Raw genomic sequence first — 15,576 nt, forward strand, 5'->3', positions numbered from 1 at the left:
CAAAAAAATAGCCCGACAGGCGGTGTCGGGCTATTTTTACATCAGTTTCAGCGACTCAACGCATGATTTTGTCGCCGCGCGACAATCCGACTACGCCGGAGCGAGCCACTTCCACAATTCGCGCAACATCGCGCAGTGAAGCCAGGAACGCATCCAGCTTGTCGCTAGTGCCCGCCAGTTGAACGGTATAAATAGACGGCGTCACATCGATAATTTGCCCACGGAAAATCTCCGTGTTGCGCTTGACTTCATCGCGCCCATAACCGCTGGCCTGGACTTTCACCAGCATAATTTCTCGCTCAACGTGCGCGCCCTGCCCAAGCTCAGTAACGCGTAAAACGTCCACCAGCTTATGTAATTGCTTTTCTATTTGCTCTATCGCTTTCTCATCGCCAACGGTTTGAATCGTCATCCTGGACAGCGTCGGATCGTCCGTCGGAGCTACCGTCAGGCTTTCAATATTATAGCCACGCTGCGAAAAGAGACCGATCACGCGGGATAATGCACCCGATTCATTCTCCAGCAATACTGATAATATCCGGCGCATAATCAGGTCCTCTCCGTTTTGCTCAGCCACATCTCGTCCATACCACCGCCGCGAATCTGCATAGGGTATACATGCTCACTGCCGTCAACCGTCACATCGACAAAAACCAGGCGATTGTTGCGTACTTGCTCCAGAGCTTCAGTCAGCTTCGCTTCCAGCTCCTGTGGGTCGCTAATACGAATCCCGACATGACCATAGGCTTCCGCTACGCGGGCAAAATCGGGTAGCGATTCCATATAAGATTGTGAATGACGGCCAGAATAAAGCATATCCTGCCACTGCTTAACCATCCCGAGATAACGATTGTTCAGATTCAGTACCAATACAGGAAGATCGTATTGCAACGCGGTAGACAGCTCCTGAATATTCATCTGAATACTGCCATCACCCGTCACACAGACAACCGTTTCCTCCGGTAGCGCCATCTTCACACCAAGTGCTGCGGGTAAGCCGAATCCCATGGTCCCCAGCCCGCCGGAATTAATCCAACGCCTTGGTTTGTCGAAAGGATAATAGAGTGCTGCAAACATTTGGTGCTGGCCAACATCAGACGTCACGTACGCATCGCCGTTAGTCAGACGCCAGATAGTCTCGATAACCGCCTGCGGTTTGATTTTGCCGCTTTGGGTGTCGTATTGCAGACAATGACGCGCGCGCCACTGTTCAATCTGCTGCCACCAGTCGCGAATTTCATCTAACGGCTGCAGAGACTCTTCGTGTTCGAGTAGCTCCAGCATTTGTTCCAGCACCAGACGCGCATCACCAACGATAGGAACATCGGCGGGAACGGTCTTTGAAATCGAAGTGGGATCAATATCAATGTGCAACACCGTCGCGTTCGGACAGTACTTTGCCAGATTGTTCGTCGTACGATCGTCGAAGCGCACACCAACAGCGAAAATCACATCAGAGTTATGCATAGTCATGTTGGCTTCATAGGTGCCATGCATACCTAACATCCCCAATGCCTGCTGATGCGATGCAGGAAAAGCGCCCAGCCCCATCAGCGAAGAAACGACGGGCAGCTTCAGTTTCTCAACCAGGGTATATAGCTGCGGTTCACATTTCGCATTTATCGCCCCACCGCCAACATAAACGACCGGTTTTTTTGCCGTAATCAGCGTTTGCAGCGCACGCTTAATTTGCCCTTTATGGCCCGTTGTCGTCGGGTTATAGGATCGCATGCTGACCGTATCTGGCCAGGTGTAGGGCAGCTTTTTCGCCGGGTTCAAAATATCCTTCGGCAAATCAACCACCACCGGACCAGGACGTCCACTCGCCGCCAGCCAAAAGGCTTTTTTTAGGACGCCAGGGATATCTTCGGTTTGCTTAACCAGGAAGCTGTGCTTCACCACCGGTCGGGAAATCCCCACCATATCGCACTCCTGAAAAGCATCGTAGCCAATTAAAGAGGTCGCAACCTGTCCGGAGAGAATCACCAGCGGAATAGAATCCATGTAGGCCGTCGCAATGCCGGTAATCGCGTTCGTGGCTCCTGGCCCCGACGTCACCAGCACTACACCGATTTCGCCTGTCGCACGGGCCAGGCCATCAGCCATATGAACAGCGGCTTGTTCATGGCGAACCAGAATATGATCGATACCACCAAGGGTATGTAACGCATCGTAGATATCGAGGACTGCGCCCCCGGGATAACCGAACACTTGCTTGACGCCCTGATCGACTAGCGACTGGACGACCATCTCGGCTCCTGACAACATCTCCATGGTTTGCCTCCCGGCTTATTGTTTTTAACGACAGCGGAATCCAATTTCCGCTTCCGCGCGCTCGCACAATACGAAGCAAAAAGGCTCCGCAGTGAGGTGAATAGACTGCATGCCTTTACCATAACTGCTCGCCAACGGGCAGGCAATTAGCCACCGCCGCCACACTGCAAGCATTAATAGAAGAAAAGATAGAATCTAAGGGGAAAAGTGGTGAAAAACTTCAGAAATAAGAAAATATGATGGCCAATGCTCGGATAAAATTACCAACTACAGTAAATCATCCATTTTTCATCTGATACTGATGACCACCAACAAGGTTAAACAGAATAAAATTCTGCATTTCATGATTTTTATCACACAAAGCAGGAGCCGAAGCCCCCGTTTGTTTAGCGACAATTTAGCGCTGGCAAATACTCGTCAGTAATTCTTCCATCCACTGATGACCTTTATCGCGCCCCGCCGCTTCGTGCCAGGAGAGATAGCAGGTGCGGCTATTCACTTTCAGCGGCAAAGGTAATATTTGTAGATCCAGCTTATCGGCAAACTCAGTCGCCAGCCAGCGTGGTGCAATTGCAACCATGTTGGTCTGCGAAACAACATTTAATACGCTGACCATCGCATTTCCCTGATACGCTATGCGAGATTGTTTATCTGCAGAGTCATACCATGGCTGGCTAAATGATGCGTAGCGGTCGAGAGCAACCACCGCATGTTCTTCCTGATAAATATCCGTTTCCATTAACGGCCCGGAAATACGCGGATGCTTCCGACTGGCAACCAGCACCATTTCATCTTTAAATAATGGAACACAAGCAAACTCAGGACGACGAAACTCTTCATAACCAACAACGAATTCAATTTCCTGATAACGCAATTGATGCTCAGTGTTTTGATTCAATGCTGATTTAAAAACCAAATGAATGTTCGGCGCAATTTCGCCAACTTTATTAAAGATAACGGAAGTCAAATAGTTATCTAACGGGCTACAGACACACAGATTGAAAACACGTTCACTACTGAGCGGCTCAAAGCCAGAGCCTGGTAATTCATTTTGTACTAACTGCAGTGCTTGACGTACTGAGCCAAATAGCTGGAAAGCACGTGCTGTAGGCTGGATGCCGCGTCCGTAGCGAACAAACAGCTCATCATTAAACATCACTTTTAAACGTGATACCGCATTACTGACCGCTGGTTGGGACATTCCCAAAGAATGGGCCGCACGGGTGATGTTTTGCTCCTGCATCACCGCATCAAAAACGGTAAGTAGATTGAGATCAACCATACGCAGTTGAGGTTTAGTGATCTCTGCCCCTGGGGCAGCTTTATATTCAGTACCTTCAATTAACATATCTAACTCCACTGTCACGCTAAATTCCCTTTGCCAAAGTGCAGTAATTAATTCTGAGAATATCATTTATCATGCATATGACATTTGCAAAAGGGCAAAGATGAATTTTAGGAATATATCAAGGTTATGAGTGGCGACGAAAAATCCGCACGATTGAAAGTACCGAAACCACTTAAACCATATCGTTTACTTGATGATATTAATTTTACCCATAAATATTAAAAATAAACAACAATAGTAGTGGTTAACTATAATTTAAGCATTATTAAAGTATCTATTTAAGTCAACCTTAAATATAACATTTATTTATCATTGATAATCTATCCACATTCACATAAAAACATTCACAAAATAAATAAATTCATAATTTTCATTAAGATATCATCTAGCCATCACGCACAGGAAATGAGAGCGTAAATGAAAAGAAAACTTATCAAATGTTGACAGTCACACAGCGAGGAGCAACATCCAAAAAAGGATCATCGGTCAAAAAGCGCGATCTCTAGCACAATTAGCTAATTCACCACTCTGGCAAAAAGACGTTTTCTTCTTCCGAGTGTTGACATTAAACGCCATATCCAGTAACTCTAAAAGCATAACGATTTCATTTGGAGTATGACGCAATGATTTGCACCACTCGCTTCCTCAGCCTACTACTACTAAACGCATCCATTTTGCGCGGTAGGCTGTTGGGCGACGTTCATCGTTAAGTCATCTTCCAGCAAGACTATAAAACCCGCGCCGATGCGCGGGTTTTTTTATGCTCGTCAGCAAGGCGCCCGGACACAGACTAAGGATTTAAACCATGAGCCAGCAAGTCATTATTTTCGATACAACCTTACGTGACGGCGAACAAGCCTTACAGGCCAGCCTGAGTGTGAAAGAGAAGCTGCAAATTGCTCTGGCCCTGGAGCGTATGGGCGTTGATGTGATGGAAGTCGGTTTTCCGGTCTCTTCTCCGGGCGACTTTGAGTCCGTACAAACCATCGCTCGCAACATTAAGAACAGTCGCGTTTGTGCGCTGGCCCGCTGTGTTGAAAAAGATATTGATGTAGCGGCAGAATCTTTAAAAGTGGCAGAGGCGTTTCGCATTCATACCTTTATCGCCACCTCACCGATGCATATCGCCACCAAACTGCGCAGCACCCTGGACGAAGTGATTGAGCGCGCGGTGTATATGGTGAAGCGCGCACGTAATTATACTGACGACGTTGAGTTTTCCTGTGAAGATGCTGGTCGTACGCCGATTGCCGATCTGGCGCGTGTCGTCGAAGCAGCCATTAACGCTGGCGCCACCACCATCAACATCCCGGACACCGTCGGCTACACCATGCCGTTCGAATTCGCCAATATTATTACCGGCCTGTACGAACACGTTCCGAATATCGATAAAGCGATTATCTCCGTCCACACTCATGACGATTTAGGCATTGCGGTCGGTAACGCCATCGCTGCGGTTCACGCCGGCGCTCGTCAGGTTGAAGGCGCAATGAACGGCATCGGCGAGCGCGCAGGTAACTGCTCGCTGGAAGAAGTGATCATGGCTATCAAAGTGCGCAAAGACATCATGGATGTGCACACCCGCATTAATCACAACGAAATCTGGCGCACCAGCCAGACCGTTAGCCAGATTTGCAATATGCCGATCCCGGCGAACAAAGCCATCGTCGGTACCGGAGCCTTCGCTCACTCCTCTGGTATTCACCAGGATGGTGTGCTGAAGAATCGCGAAAACTACGAAATCATGACGCCGGAATCTATTGGACTGAACCAGGTTCAGTTGAACCTGACTTCTCGTTCAGGCCGTGCCGCGGTGAAACACCGTATGGAAGAGATGGGCTATAAAGAAAGCGACTACAACATGGATCATCTGTATGACGCTTTCCTGAAGCTGGCGGATAAAAAGGGCCAGGTGTTTGATTATGATCTGGAAGCTTTAGCCTTCATTAACAAGCAGCAAGAAGAGCCAGAACATTTCCGCCTGGACTACTTCAGCGTCCAGTCCGGTTCCAGCGATATCGCGACCGCGTCTGTGAAGCTGGCCTGTGGTGAAGAAACGAAAGCTGAAGCCGCCAACGGCAATGGCCCAGTAGATGCCATTTATCAAGCGATTAACCGTATCACCGGCTATGAGGTTGAGTTGGTTAAATACGACCTGAACGCCAAGGGTCAGGGCAAAGATGCGCTGGGTCAGGTGGATATCGTGGCAACCTACAACGGACGTCGCTTCCACGGCGTGGGTCTGGCAACGGATATCGTGGAATCATCCGCGAAAGCCATGGTTCACGTCCTGAACAACATCTGGCGCGCCGCCGAAGTCGAGAAAGAATTGCAACGCAAAGCTCAGAATAAAGAGAACAATAAGGAAACCGTGTAATGTCGAAGAATTACCATATTGCTGTTTTGCCAGGTGATGGTATTGGCCCGGAAGTCATGAACCAGGCGATGAAAGTACTGGAAGCTGTTCGCAACCGTTTTGATATGCGCATTACCACCAGTCAACATGACGTCGGCGGCATCGCCATCGACCGTCAGGGCACTCCGTTACCACAGACGACCGTAGAAGGCTGCGAGCAGGCTGATGCGATTTTATTTGGTTCCGTTGGTGGCCCGAAATGGGAACACCTGCCGCCTGCAGAGCAGCCGGAGCGCGGCGCGCTGCTGCCGCTGCGTAAACACTTCAAATTATTCAGCAACCTGCGTCCAGCCAAGCTGTACCAGGGTCTGGAAGAGTTCTGCCCGCTGCGTGCGGATATCGCCGCCAACGGTTTCGATATTCTGTGCGTTCGTGAACTGACCGGCGGCATCTACTTCGGCCAACCAAAAGGCCGTGAAGGCAGCGGCCAGCACGAGAAAGCGTTTGATACCGAGGTGTATCACCGTTTTGAGATTGAGCGTATCGCTCACATTGCGTTTGAGTCTGCCCGCAAGCGTCGTCACAAAGTCACTTCTATTGATAAAGCCAACGTGCTGCAGTCTTCTATTTTGTGGCGCGAAATCGTGAGTGAAATTAGCAAGCAGTATCCCGACGTTGAACTGGCGCATATGTACATCGACAACGCCACCATGCAGCTGATTAAAGATCCGTCTCAGTTCGACGTTCTGCTGTGTTCCAACTTGTTTGGAGACATCTTGTCTGATGAGTGCGCCATGATCACGGGTTCTATGGGCATGCTGCCATCCGCCAGCCTCAACGAGCAAGGTTTCGGCCTGTACGAACCAGCCGGCGGCTCCGCTCCGGATATCGCAGGCAAAAACATCGCTAACCCGATCGCGCAGATCCTGTCGCTGGCGCTGCTGCTGCGCTACAGCCTGGATGCCGATAACGCGGCAACGGCAATTGAGAATGCGATCAACCGAGCATTAGAAGAAGGCGTGCGTACCGGCGATTTAGCTCGCGGTGCGGCAGCGGTCGGTACCGATGAAATGGGCGATATCATTGCCCGCTATATCGCTGAAGGGGTGTAATCATGGCGAAGACGTTATACGAAAAATTGTTTGATGCTCATGTCGTTTATGAAGCGCAAAACGAAACCCCGCTGTTGTACATCGACCGTCATCTGGTCCATGAGGTTACCTCGCCGCAAGCATTTGATGGCCTGCGCGCCCACAACCGCCCGGTACGCCAGCCGGGTAAAACCTTCGCCACCATGGATCACAACGTTTCAACGCAAACCAAAGACATTAATGCGTCCGGTGAAATGGCGCGTATCCAGATGCAGGAACTGATTAAAAACTGCAAAGAGTTTGGCGTTGAACTGTATGACCTGAACCACCCTTACCAGGGCATCGTCCACGTGATGGGGCCGGAACAGGGCGTTACCCTGCCGGGTATGACTATCGTCTGTGGCGATTCCCACACGGCGACTCATGGTGCATTCGGTGCGTTGGCCTTCGGTATCGGCACCTCAGAAGTTGAGCACGTGCTGGCGACCCAGACCCTCAAGCAGGGTCGTGCTAAAACCATGAAAATTGAAGTCAAGGGTAAAGCGGCTCCAGGCATCACGGCAAAAGATATCGTACTGGCGATTATTGGTAAAACCGGCAGCGCTGGCGGTACCGGGCACGTTGTCGAATTCTGCGGCGAAGCTATTCGTGATTTAAGCATGGAAGGTCGTATGACCCTGTGCAATATGGCCATTGAACTGGGTGCCAAAGCGGGCCTGGTAGCGCCTGACCAAACGACTTTTGACTATGTGAAAGGCCGTCTGCACGCGCCGAAAGGTCAGGATTTTGACGATGCTGTCGCATACTGGAAGACCCTGACTACCGACGATGGCGCGACTTTTAATAGCGTTGTCACTCTGCAAGCAGAAGAGATTGCCCCACAGGTCACCTGGGGAACAAACCCAGGCCAGGTTATCTCCGTTACCGACATTATTCCGGACCCGACATCATTCACCGATCCGGTAGAACGTGCGAGTGCTGAAAAAGCGCTGGCGTATATGGGCCTGAAGTCTGGCGTGCCGTTAACTGAAGTAGCGATTGATAAAGTCTTTATCGGCTCTTGCACCAACTCTCGCATCGAAGACTTACGTGCCGCAGCGGAAATCGCTAAAGGCCGCAAAGTGGCGCCAGGTGTTCAGGCGCTGGTTGTACCAGGCTCCGGTCCGGTGAAAGCGCAGGCTGAAGCAGAAGGTCTGGATAAAATATTTATTGAAGCCGGTTTTGAATGGCGTCTGCCGGGTTGTTCCATGTGCCTGGCAATGAACAACGATCGCCTGAACCCGGGTGAGCGCTGTGCATCTACCAGCAACCGTAACTTTGAAGGCCGTCAGGGCCGCGGCGGACGCACCCATTTGGTCAGCCCGGCAATGGCCGCAGCGGCAGCCGTTACCGGCCATTTCGCCGACATCCGTAGCTTGAAATAAGGAAACCATCATGGCAGAGAAATTTACCCAACATACCGGCCTGGTGGTTCCGCTGAATGCCGCGAACGTGGACACCGATGCAATCATTCCAAAGCAGTTTCTGCAAAAAGTCACGCGTACCGGCTTTGGCGCACATCTGTTTAACGACTGGCGCTTCCTTGATGACAAAGGTGAGCAGCCGAATCCGGAATTCGTGCTGAACTTCCCTGAGTACAAAGGGGCGTCGATTCTGCTGGCGCGAGAAAACTTTGGCTGCGGCTCCTCTCGTGAGCACGCGCCGTGGGCGTTGACCGACTATGGTTTTAAAGTCGTTATCGCCCCAAGCTTTGCCGATATCTTCTATGGCAACAGTTTCAGCAACCAGTTGCTGCCGGTCACCCTGAGCGACGAACAGGTCGATGAAATGTTTAAGCTGGTTCAGGCGCAGCCAGGCATTAAATTTGAAGTTGATCTGCAAGCTGAAGTGGTTAAAGCGGGCGATAAATCCTACAGCTTTAAAATTGATGCTTTCCGCCGTCACTGCATGCTCAATGGCCTGGACAGCATCGGCTTGACCCTGCAGCATGAAGATGCAATCTCTACCTACGAGAATAAACAACCCGCCTTTATGAATTAAAACCACGCATAGTTCATCTCTCAGCCCGGTCTTTGCGCCGGGCTTTTTGTTTTCCTCAGCAGAAAAATGAGATCTGGCGCACATATATCGATATTATTCGGCCTGATATATAGAAATATTTAAAGCCAGGAAAATAAATATTTATCAATTGGGCATTTATTCAATCATTCCCCTCCTTTTATTGTGTCAATTCACAAGTACAAGTAAAAAATCGCTTGAGATATTTAAGATAAGAATACAAATATGTAACTAAAACGTTAACTCCATAGAAAAACACTATAGCTCCACGCAAAAAAAAGCATTATTTTTCCATTTGGTGCCTCGTTATCTTTCCCCATAGAGAAATATTAACTTTGGACAGGCCAGGATCGCCGTATAGCGGCCATCAGGCATCCAGTGGAGAGAGCATATGAGCCACTACCCCCATCTTTTTTCCCCGATGACCATTAACGGGATGACAATAAAAAACCGTATCATCATGCCGCCAATGGGTACCAACCTGGCAAGCCTGAACGGTGAAGTCACTCAGGAACAGATTGAGTATTATGAGTTACGCGCTCGCGGTGGCACGGGACTCATCACCATCGAGAATATTTGCATCGATTTTCCTTTCGCTTCTAACGGTACAACGCAGCTGCGCATCGATAACGACCAATATATTCCACGCCTGTTCAAATTAACCGAGACCCTGCATAAACACGGTGCCTGTGTCAGCATCCAATTAAACCATGCTGGCGCTTCGGCTTATGCATATCGTCTGAATGGTGAAATGCCGCTTTCTTCTTCGAGCACGCCGTCCAAAAAGAACGGAAATATTCCGCGCCCGATGACGCACGACGAAATTTATCATGCCGTCGATAAATTTGGTGATGCAGCGGAACGCGTACGCCGCGCAGGTTTTGATTGCGTGGAAATACACGCGGGTCACTCTTATTTAATTAGCCAGTTTTTATCGCCGCTGTTTAATAAACGCACCGATGAATTTGGCGGCAGCGTAGAGAATCGCGCCAGAATATTAAACTTAATTGTCGATAAAGTACGCGCCTGCGTAGGCCCGCGTTTCCCGGTCAGCCTGCGCATTAGCGCTGATGATTTCCTGAAGGGGGGGAATACGCTCGAAGATTCTCTGCGTATCCTCGAACTGTGCCAGGATAAAGTCGATATTATCAACGTTTCCGCCGCGCAAAACGACAACCTGAATTTCCAGATTGACCAGATGTCTCTGGAAGATGGCTGGAAGCGTTACCTCTCTCGCGCGGTACGCGACAAATTCCACAAACCAACGGTTATCGCCGGCAACATTCGTTCGCCAAAAGTCGCGGAAGACATTATCGCCAGCGGTGATGCCGACCTGATTGCCATTGGCCGCGGGCTTATCGCCGAGCCAGAATGGGTACAAAAAGTTCAGAGCGGTAACGAGCGCCTGATGCGTAAATGCATCTCCTGCAACATTGGCTGCGCGGATCACCGCATCGCCCGTTCTCGCCCTCTGCGTTGCTCTATCAACCCGGATATTATCCACGGCGACGCTTACAAACAGCAGCGTGTGAACCGCGACACCAACGTGGTGGTCATCGGCGCGGGCACGGCGGGAATGGAAGCGGCCTGTACCGCGGCCGAAGTTGGCTGCCACACCTGGCTGCTGGAAGAAAAACACAGCATCGGCGGGCTGGCCAGCGAGATCTCTCTGTTGCCAGAGAAAAAGCGTATTGCTGATTTCCCGCAGTTTATGAAAAACCGTATCGCCTCGCTGGATAACCTGATGCTACAGGTCGGCAAACGCGCCACTGTTGAATCGGTTTCCGCCCTGCACCCTGATTTAATTGTCAATGCGACCGGTTCGGTTCCCCTGCTGCCACCAATTGAAGGGCTGCGCGAGAACATTGATGTCGAAGGCGGCAGCGTCTTTTCGATTACCAATATGATTCATCACCTGGACCAGTTTGCCGATGCGAAAGGTAAACGCATTGCTGTCGTCGGCGCAGGTGCCGTCGGTCTGGACGTCATCGAATATTTCTCCGCACGCGGTGCCAGCGCAGTACTTATCGAAATGCAGGAGTCAGCGGGCCGCGACCTGGACATCATCACTAAAAATGCCATGTTGACCATGCTTGATGAACATCACGTGGAACAGCACATGCAAACGCAGTTGGTTGCCGTTACTCCAACGCACTTCACAGTTAAAAACGCGGATAGCACCTTTGACATTCCCTTTGATTACGGCTTCGTCTGCCTGGGAATGCGCGCCAATACCACCGGTCTCAATGAGATTGAACAATGGGCCAGAGCCAATAACGTAAAAATAATGAACATCGGCGACAGCCTGATGGCCCGGCGAATCATTGATGGCGTGCGCGAGGGGCGCAACGTGCTGGACACCCTGGAAGACATGGGTGCTCTGGGTAACCGCGAATCAACAAAAATTCCATTTCTAACATATTGAGGATTTTATCATGGCAGAACGTATTACTGGACACACTGAGCTGATTGGCCTGATTGCAACTCCGATTCGCCACAGCATGTCACCGACAATGCACAACGAAGCCTTTGCCAAACTGGGGCTGGACTATGTTTACCTGGCTTTTGAAGTCGGTAATGAGGAGCTGAAAGATGTCGTACAGGGCTTTCGGGCGCTAAAACTACGCGGCTGCAACGTCTCTATGCCGAACAAAACTGAGATTTGCCAGTATCTGGATAAACTCTCCCCGGCAGCAGAACTGGTTGGCGCGGTGAATACCGTGGTGAACGACAACGGCGTGTTAACGGGTCACATCACCGATGGCACCGGTTATATGCGCGCGCTGTCTGAAGCAGGCATCGACATCATCGGCAAAAAAATGACCGTATTAGGCGCAGGCGGCGCGGCAACCGCGCTCTGCGTACAGGCCGCGCTGGATGGCGTCAAAGAGATCTCCATCTTCAACCGTAAAGATAAATTCTTCGCCAACGCAGAACAAACCGTCGCCAAGATCCGTAATAACACCAACTGTGCGATCCATCTGTTCGACCTGGACGACCATGACAAACTGCGCGCCGAGATCGACAGCAGCGTCATTCTTACTAATGCGACCGGCGTTGGCATGAAACCGTTTGAAGGCCAGATGCTGCTGCCTGACGACAGCTTCCTGCGTCCGGATCTGATCGTTTCTGACGTGGTTTATAACCCGCGCAAAACGTATCTGCTGGAAGTCGCTGAGAAAAAAGGCTGCCGCACCATCAACGGTCTGGGCATGATGCTCTGGCAAGGTGCACGCGCTTTTGAAATCTGGACGGGCAAAGAAATGCCGGTTGAACACGTCAAAAGTATCCTTTTTTAAGGATGGGTGCGATGAAAAATAAATATGTCCCAACGGCAGCGGGGCTATACCTTAACTATCTGATCCATGGCATGGGGGTATTATTAATTACCCTCAATATGGCGAATTTACAGACGCAATGGGGAACCGACGCTGCCGGCGTCTCCATCGTCATATCGTCGCTAGGTATTGGTAAACTCGCCACGATCGTGACAGGATTCCTGTCCGATCGCTTTGGACGCAAACCCTTTATCTATCTCGGGATCGCCAGCTATCTGGTGTTTTTCCTCGGTATTTTACTGACGAAAAACATTTATATGGCCTACTTCTTCGGCATTATGGCCGGTCTGGCAAACAGCTTCCTCGATTCCGGAACCTATCCGGCGTTGATGGAGTCTTTCCCTAACTCCGCCAGCCGAGCGAACGTGCTGATTAAAGCCTTCGTTTCTGCCGGACAGTTCCTGCTGCCATTCATTATCGGCGCGCTGATATGGGCTAATATGTGGTATGGCTGGTCGTTTATCATCGCCGCAGCATTGATGGTTCTGAGCGCCATCTATCTGATAAGAATGCCTTTCCCGGATCATAGGGCGAAAAAGGAAATTGTTGAAAAGTCGCAGGCTGCTACAGCTGCTCCGCAAACTAATTCCGGCAAGCTGGATATGGTGATATTTACCCTGTACGGCTATATCGGGATGGCGACTTTCTATCTGGTTAGCCAATGGTTAGCGCAGTACGGCGAGTTCGTTGCAGGGATCCCGCATGAGTCAGCCATTAAACTGCTGAGCGTCTATACTGCGGGTTCTCTGACTTGCGTATTTGTCACCGCGGCATTTGTCAAAGAAGTGTTCAGTTCGGCCATCGCCATGATCATCTATACCTTCCTGTCGATGATTTCATTGCTGATCGTCTGCTTGTTTCCCACGCCAATGGTGGTCACTGGGTTCGCCTTTATCATCGGCTTTGCCGCTGCCGGCGGTGTTCTGCAGATAGGCGCGACCATTATGGCGATGAGCTTTCCTAACGGAAAAGGCAAAGCCACCGGGATCTTTTATACCGCAGGGAGTCTGGCAAGCTTTACGATTCCGCTTATCACGGCAAAACTGTCGAAGATTGGTATCGCCAGCATTATGTGGTTTGATCTCATGATCGCTATCGTCGGCTTTGTGATCGCTCTGTACATCGGTTATCGTCAGTTTCAGGCTCGCGCCGCTGCAAAAACATCTCATGTTGCAGCAACCGCCTGATGGTCAATGACAAAAAGAATAATGGATACCAACATGACTAAAGCAGTAACAGTAAAAAACATCACCTTCCAGGAAGGGGAAACCCTGATTTGCGTTCCGCTGATTGGTAAAACCATTGACGAACTGCAAGTCAATGCTCGTGCCCTGGCTACCGCCGGAGCCGACATTATCGAATGGCGTGTTGATCACTTCACGCAGGTTAGAGAAATTGAGCAGGTACTGTTGGCGCTGGGCGAAATTCGTCAGTTGCTGAAAGACATTCCGCTGCTGTTCACCTTCCGCAGTAAAAAAGAGGGCGGCGAAACGGAAATTAGTGATGAAGCTTATTTTGAACTGAATCGCCAGGCGGCGGTTAGCGGGCTCGCTGACGTCATTGATGTCGAGCTATTCAATGATGAAGCACAGATTCGTTCACTGGTGAACGATGCCCATGCGGCTGGTGTAAAAGTCATCATGAGTAATCATGATTTCCATAAAACACCGGCTCAGGAAGATATTATCTACCGCCTGCGTCGTATGCAGGACCTGGGTGCCGATTTACCGAAAATCGCCGTCATGCCGCAGTCGCCAAAGGATGTATTAACCCTGCTATCTGCAACCCTGACGATGAAAGAAAAGTATGCAACCCGCCCATTAATTACCATGTCGATGGGTAAATCCGGTGGGGTTAGCCGGGTAACGGGTCGTTTATTCGGTTCAGCAATGACCTTCGGTACCGTAGGTCAGGCGTCAGCACCGGGGCAAATCGCCATTACTCAGTTGCGTGAGCTGATGGATATTCTTTCCTGATAAAACGGTGCCCGGAGGTTTCCTCCGGGCATCTGCTTAAATCATTTTTTGGCTGTCATTAATAATGACATTCTTAAACGACTGAATTGCAGGGGAAAGTACCCGCTCTTTCATCGTTGCCAGATAGATATAGCGTGGAGGAATCGCATTTTTGATCGTCAGGATATGCACGTTGTAGTACGAGAGTGCGGAAATTCGCGGCATAATCGCAATACCATAATCAATACTCACCAGACCCGCCATCGCCGTATCCTCGTCAACGTAGCAAGCAATGTCCGGCACTAATTTTTGCTGCATAAATACGTTATCAATAAAAGGCCGCAGACCGCTATTTTCTGAAAAATAGACATAGGGATAATGAATCGTTTCCACGAGATCGACTTCATCATCATATAGCCTGGCAAGAGGATGATCTTTCGCCGTCACTACAACCAGTTCTTGCTGAATAATTGGAATAAAATCAATATCTGGCTCATCAGCAATATAAGAGCAAATCGCTAAATCAGTCTTTCCGGCCTTCAGTTCCTGCAGCAGTGTTAGCGACGTGCCCTGAGTGAAAGAAAACGTCACATTGTGACAAGATGGTGAAAGTGAGTACTTATTAATTAACTGCGGAACAACAAACTCACCCATTGTATAAATAAAAGCAATACGAATATTCTCTTTGTTTTCCGCACTATTTTTTTGCAGCGTCATGCGACCATTTTCCAGAGAAGCCAGCGCATCTTCAACGTAGGGCAGAAAGCGTTTACCATTCTGTGTGATCTTGACATTTCGCCCTTTTCTGGCAAATAGCGCCACTCCCAGTTCTTTCTCCAACTCAGATATGGCATGGCTTAAGGAGGGCTGGGTGATGAAAAGACTAGAGGCCGCCTCGGTGTAATGCTCGGTTTCTGCCAGTCGCTTAAAATAATAAAGTTGCTTTAGGTTCATTATTTTTGCTCGTATAATATAAGAATAAAACTAATGCACCTAATATACCATACAAGCCATCTATGATGAGTCGCAAAGGGCAAATATCGGCGTCGCATCAAATATTGTTTTGTTATTTTATTCATCACGTAACAAAGGATTGCAATATCATAGACTAAATCAATGGTTCAGTAGAATATTTTTGCATGTGTCAATATATGCA

General features: G+C 49.6%; 13 protein-coding genes. 9 read left to right on the forward strand and 4 right to left on the reverse strand.

The genetic code is table 11. The annotated features are described in order from the left end of the window. Nucleotides 1–55 precede the first annotated feature (55 nt). The 3 genes from ilvN to leuO all read right to left on the reverse strand — a co-directional run bounded on the left by ilvN (nucleotide 56) and on the right by leuO (nucleotide 3,640). Nucleotides 56–547, reverse strand: coding sequence for an acetolactate synthase small subunit (ilvN, locus tag QVF11_RS04500; protein ID WP_110272568.1), 492 nt, complete (start codon nucleotides 545–547; stop codon nucleotides 56–58). Between the two features lie 2 nt (nucleotides 548–549). Next, nucleotides 550–2,274, reverse strand: coding sequence for an acetolactate synthase 3 large subunit (gene ilvI / locus QVF11_RS04505; protein WP_287855336.1), 1,725 nt, complete (start codon nucleotides 2,272–2,274; stop codon nucleotides 550–552). Between the two features lie 397 nt (nucleotides 2,275–2,671). Next, nucleotides 2,672–3,640 carry a transcriptional regulator LeuO gene (gene leuO / locus QVF11_RS04510; RefSeq protein ID WP_112215534.1) on the reverse strand — a complete coding sequence of 323 codons (969 nt, stop codon included), beginning with the start codon at nucleotides 3,638–3,640 and terminating at the stop codon, nucleotides 2,672–2,674. 605 nt (nucleotides 3,641–4,245) lie between these two features. On the opposite strand from leuO, the gene leuL reads away from it, so the two are divergent. The 9 genes from leuL (at nucleotide 4,246) to aroD (ending at nucleotide 14,441) form a co-directional block, all read left to right on the forward strand. Then, complete coding sequence (leuL, locus tag QVF11_RS04515; RefSeq protein WP_110272571.1) at nucleotides 4,246–4,332, forward strand: leu operon leader peptide; 87 nt, start codon at nucleotides 4,246–4,248, stop codon at nucleotides 4,330–4,332. 95 nt (nucleotides 4,333–4,427) lie between these two features. Continuing rightward, a complete protein-coding gene (gene leuA / locus QVF11_RS04520; protein ID WP_110272572.1) occupies nucleotides 4,428–5,999 on the forward strand; it encodes a 2-isopropylmalate synthase in 1,572 nt (523 codons plus the stop codon). Continuing rightward, a complete protein-coding gene (gene leuB, locus QVF11_RS04525; protein WP_287855337.1) occupies nucleotides 5,999–7,090 on the forward strand; it encodes a 3-isopropylmalate dehydrogenase in 1,092 nt (363 codons plus the stop codon). The genes leuA and leuB overlap by 1 nt, the downstream gene beginning before the upstream one ends. Nucleotides 7,091–7,092: 2 nt before the next feature. Beyond that, nucleotides 7,093–8,493 carry a 3-isopropylmalate dehydratase large subunit gene (gene leuC, locus QVF11_RS04530; RefSeq protein ID WP_287855338.1) on the forward strand — a complete coding sequence of 467 codons (1,401 nt, stop codon included), beginning with the start codon at nucleotides 7,093–7,095 and terminating at the stop codon, nucleotides 8,491–8,493. A gap of 10 nt (nucleotides 8,494–8,503) precedes the next feature. Continuing rightward, the gene (gene leuD / locus QVF11_RS04535; RefSeq protein ID WP_287855339.1) at nucleotides 8,504–9,109 is read left to right on the forward strand and encodes a 3-isopropylmalate dehydratase small subunit; all 606 of its coding nucleotides are present in this window, start codon (nucleotides 8,504–8,506) and stop codon (nucleotides 9,107–9,109) included. Nucleotides 9,110–9,518: 409 nt separating this feature from the next. Next, on the forward strand, nucleotides 9,519–11,552 hold the full coding sequence (locus QVF11_RS04540; protein WP_112215537.1) for an oxidoreductase: 2,034 nt from the start codon (nucleotides 9,519–9,521) through the stop codon (nucleotides 11,550–11,552). Nucleotides 11,553–11,562: 10 nt separating this feature from the next. Beyond that, the gene (locus QVF11_RS04545) at nucleotides 11,563–12,426 is read left to right on the forward strand and encodes a shikimate dehydrogenase (protein WP_110272577.1); all 864 of its coding nucleotides are present in this window, start codon (nucleotides 11,563–11,565) and stop codon (nucleotides 12,424–12,426) included. Nucleotides 12,427–12,437: 11 nt separating this feature from the next. After that, nucleotides 12,438–13,652 carry an MFS transporter gene (locus QVF11_RS04550; protein WP_287855340.1) on the forward strand — a complete coding sequence of 405 codons (1,215 nt, stop codon included), beginning with the start codon at nucleotides 12,438–12,440 and terminating at the stop codon, nucleotides 13,650–13,652. Nucleotides 13,653–13,685: 33 nt separating this feature from the next. Continuing rightward, entirely contained in the window at nucleotides 13,686–14,441 is a 756-nt protein-coding gene (aroD, locus tag QVF11_RS04555) for a type I 3-dehydroquinate dehydratase (protein WP_287855341.1), read from the forward strand. Nucleotides 14,442–14,477: 36 nt separating this feature from the next. Here aroD and QVF11_RS04560 read toward each other — a convergent pair whose 3' ends face one another. Beyond that, complete coding sequence (locus tag QVF11_RS04560) at nucleotides 14,478–15,374, reverse strand: LysR family transcriptional regulator (protein ID WP_110272580.1); 897 nt, start codon at nucleotides 15,372–15,374, stop codon at nucleotides 14,478–14,480. Between the last annotated feature and the right edge of the window lie 202 nt (nucleotides 15,375–15,576).

This window comes from Klebsiella sp. (assembly GCF_027492335.1).
GTDB classification, from domain to species: domain Bacteria; phylum Pseudomonadota; class Gammaproteobacteria; order Enterobacterales; family Enterobacteriaceae; genus Klebsiella; species Klebsiella huaxiensis.

Bases quoted from the DNA above. Each gene is read 5' to 3' on its own strand.
- leuB (WP_287855337.1), top strand. From the start codon at position 5,999: ATGTCGAAGAATTACCATATTGCTGTTTTGCCAGGTGATGGTATTGGC.
- QVF11_RS04540 (WP_112215537.1), top strand. From the start codon at position 9,519: ATGAGCCACTACCCCCATCTTTTTTCCCCGATGACCATTAACGGGATG.
- ilvN (WP_110272568.1), bottom strand. From the start codon at position 547: ATGCGCCGGATATTATCAGTATTGCTGGAGAATGAATCGGGTGCATTA.
- QVF11_RS04550 (WP_287855340.1), top strand. From the start codon at position 12,438: ATGAAAAATAAATATGTCCCAACGGCAGCGGGGCTATACCTTAACTAT.
- QVF11_RS04545 (WP_110272577.1), top strand. From the start codon at position 11,563: ATGGCAGAACGTATTACTGGACACACTGAGCTGATTGGCCTGATTGCA.
- QVF11_RS04560 (WP_110272580.1), bottom strand. From the start codon at position 15,374: ATGAACCTAAAGCAACTTTATTATTTTAAGCGACTGGCAGAAACCGAG.
- ilvI (WP_287855336.1), bottom strand. From the start codon at position 2,274: ATGGAGATGTTGTCAGGAGCCGAGATGGTCGTCCAGTCGCTAGTCGAT.
- leuD (WP_287855339.1), top strand. From the start codon at position 8,504: ATGGCAGAGAAATTTACCCAACATACCGGCCTGGTGGTTCCGCTGAAT.
- aroD (WP_287855341.1), top strand. From the start codon at position 13,686: ATGACTAAAGCAGTAACAGTAAAAAACATCACCTTCCAGGAAGGGGAA.
- leuL (WP_110272571.1), top strand. From the start codon at position 4,246: ATGATTTGCACCACTCGCTTCCTCAGCCTACTACTACTAAACGCATCC.
- leuA (WP_110272572.1), top strand. From the start codon at position 4,428: ATGAGCCAGCAAGTCATTATTTTCGATACAACCTTACGTGACGGCGAA.
- leuC (WP_287855338.1), top strand. From the start codon at position 7,093: ATGGCGAAGACGTTATACGAAAAATTGTTTGATGCTCATGTCGTTTAT.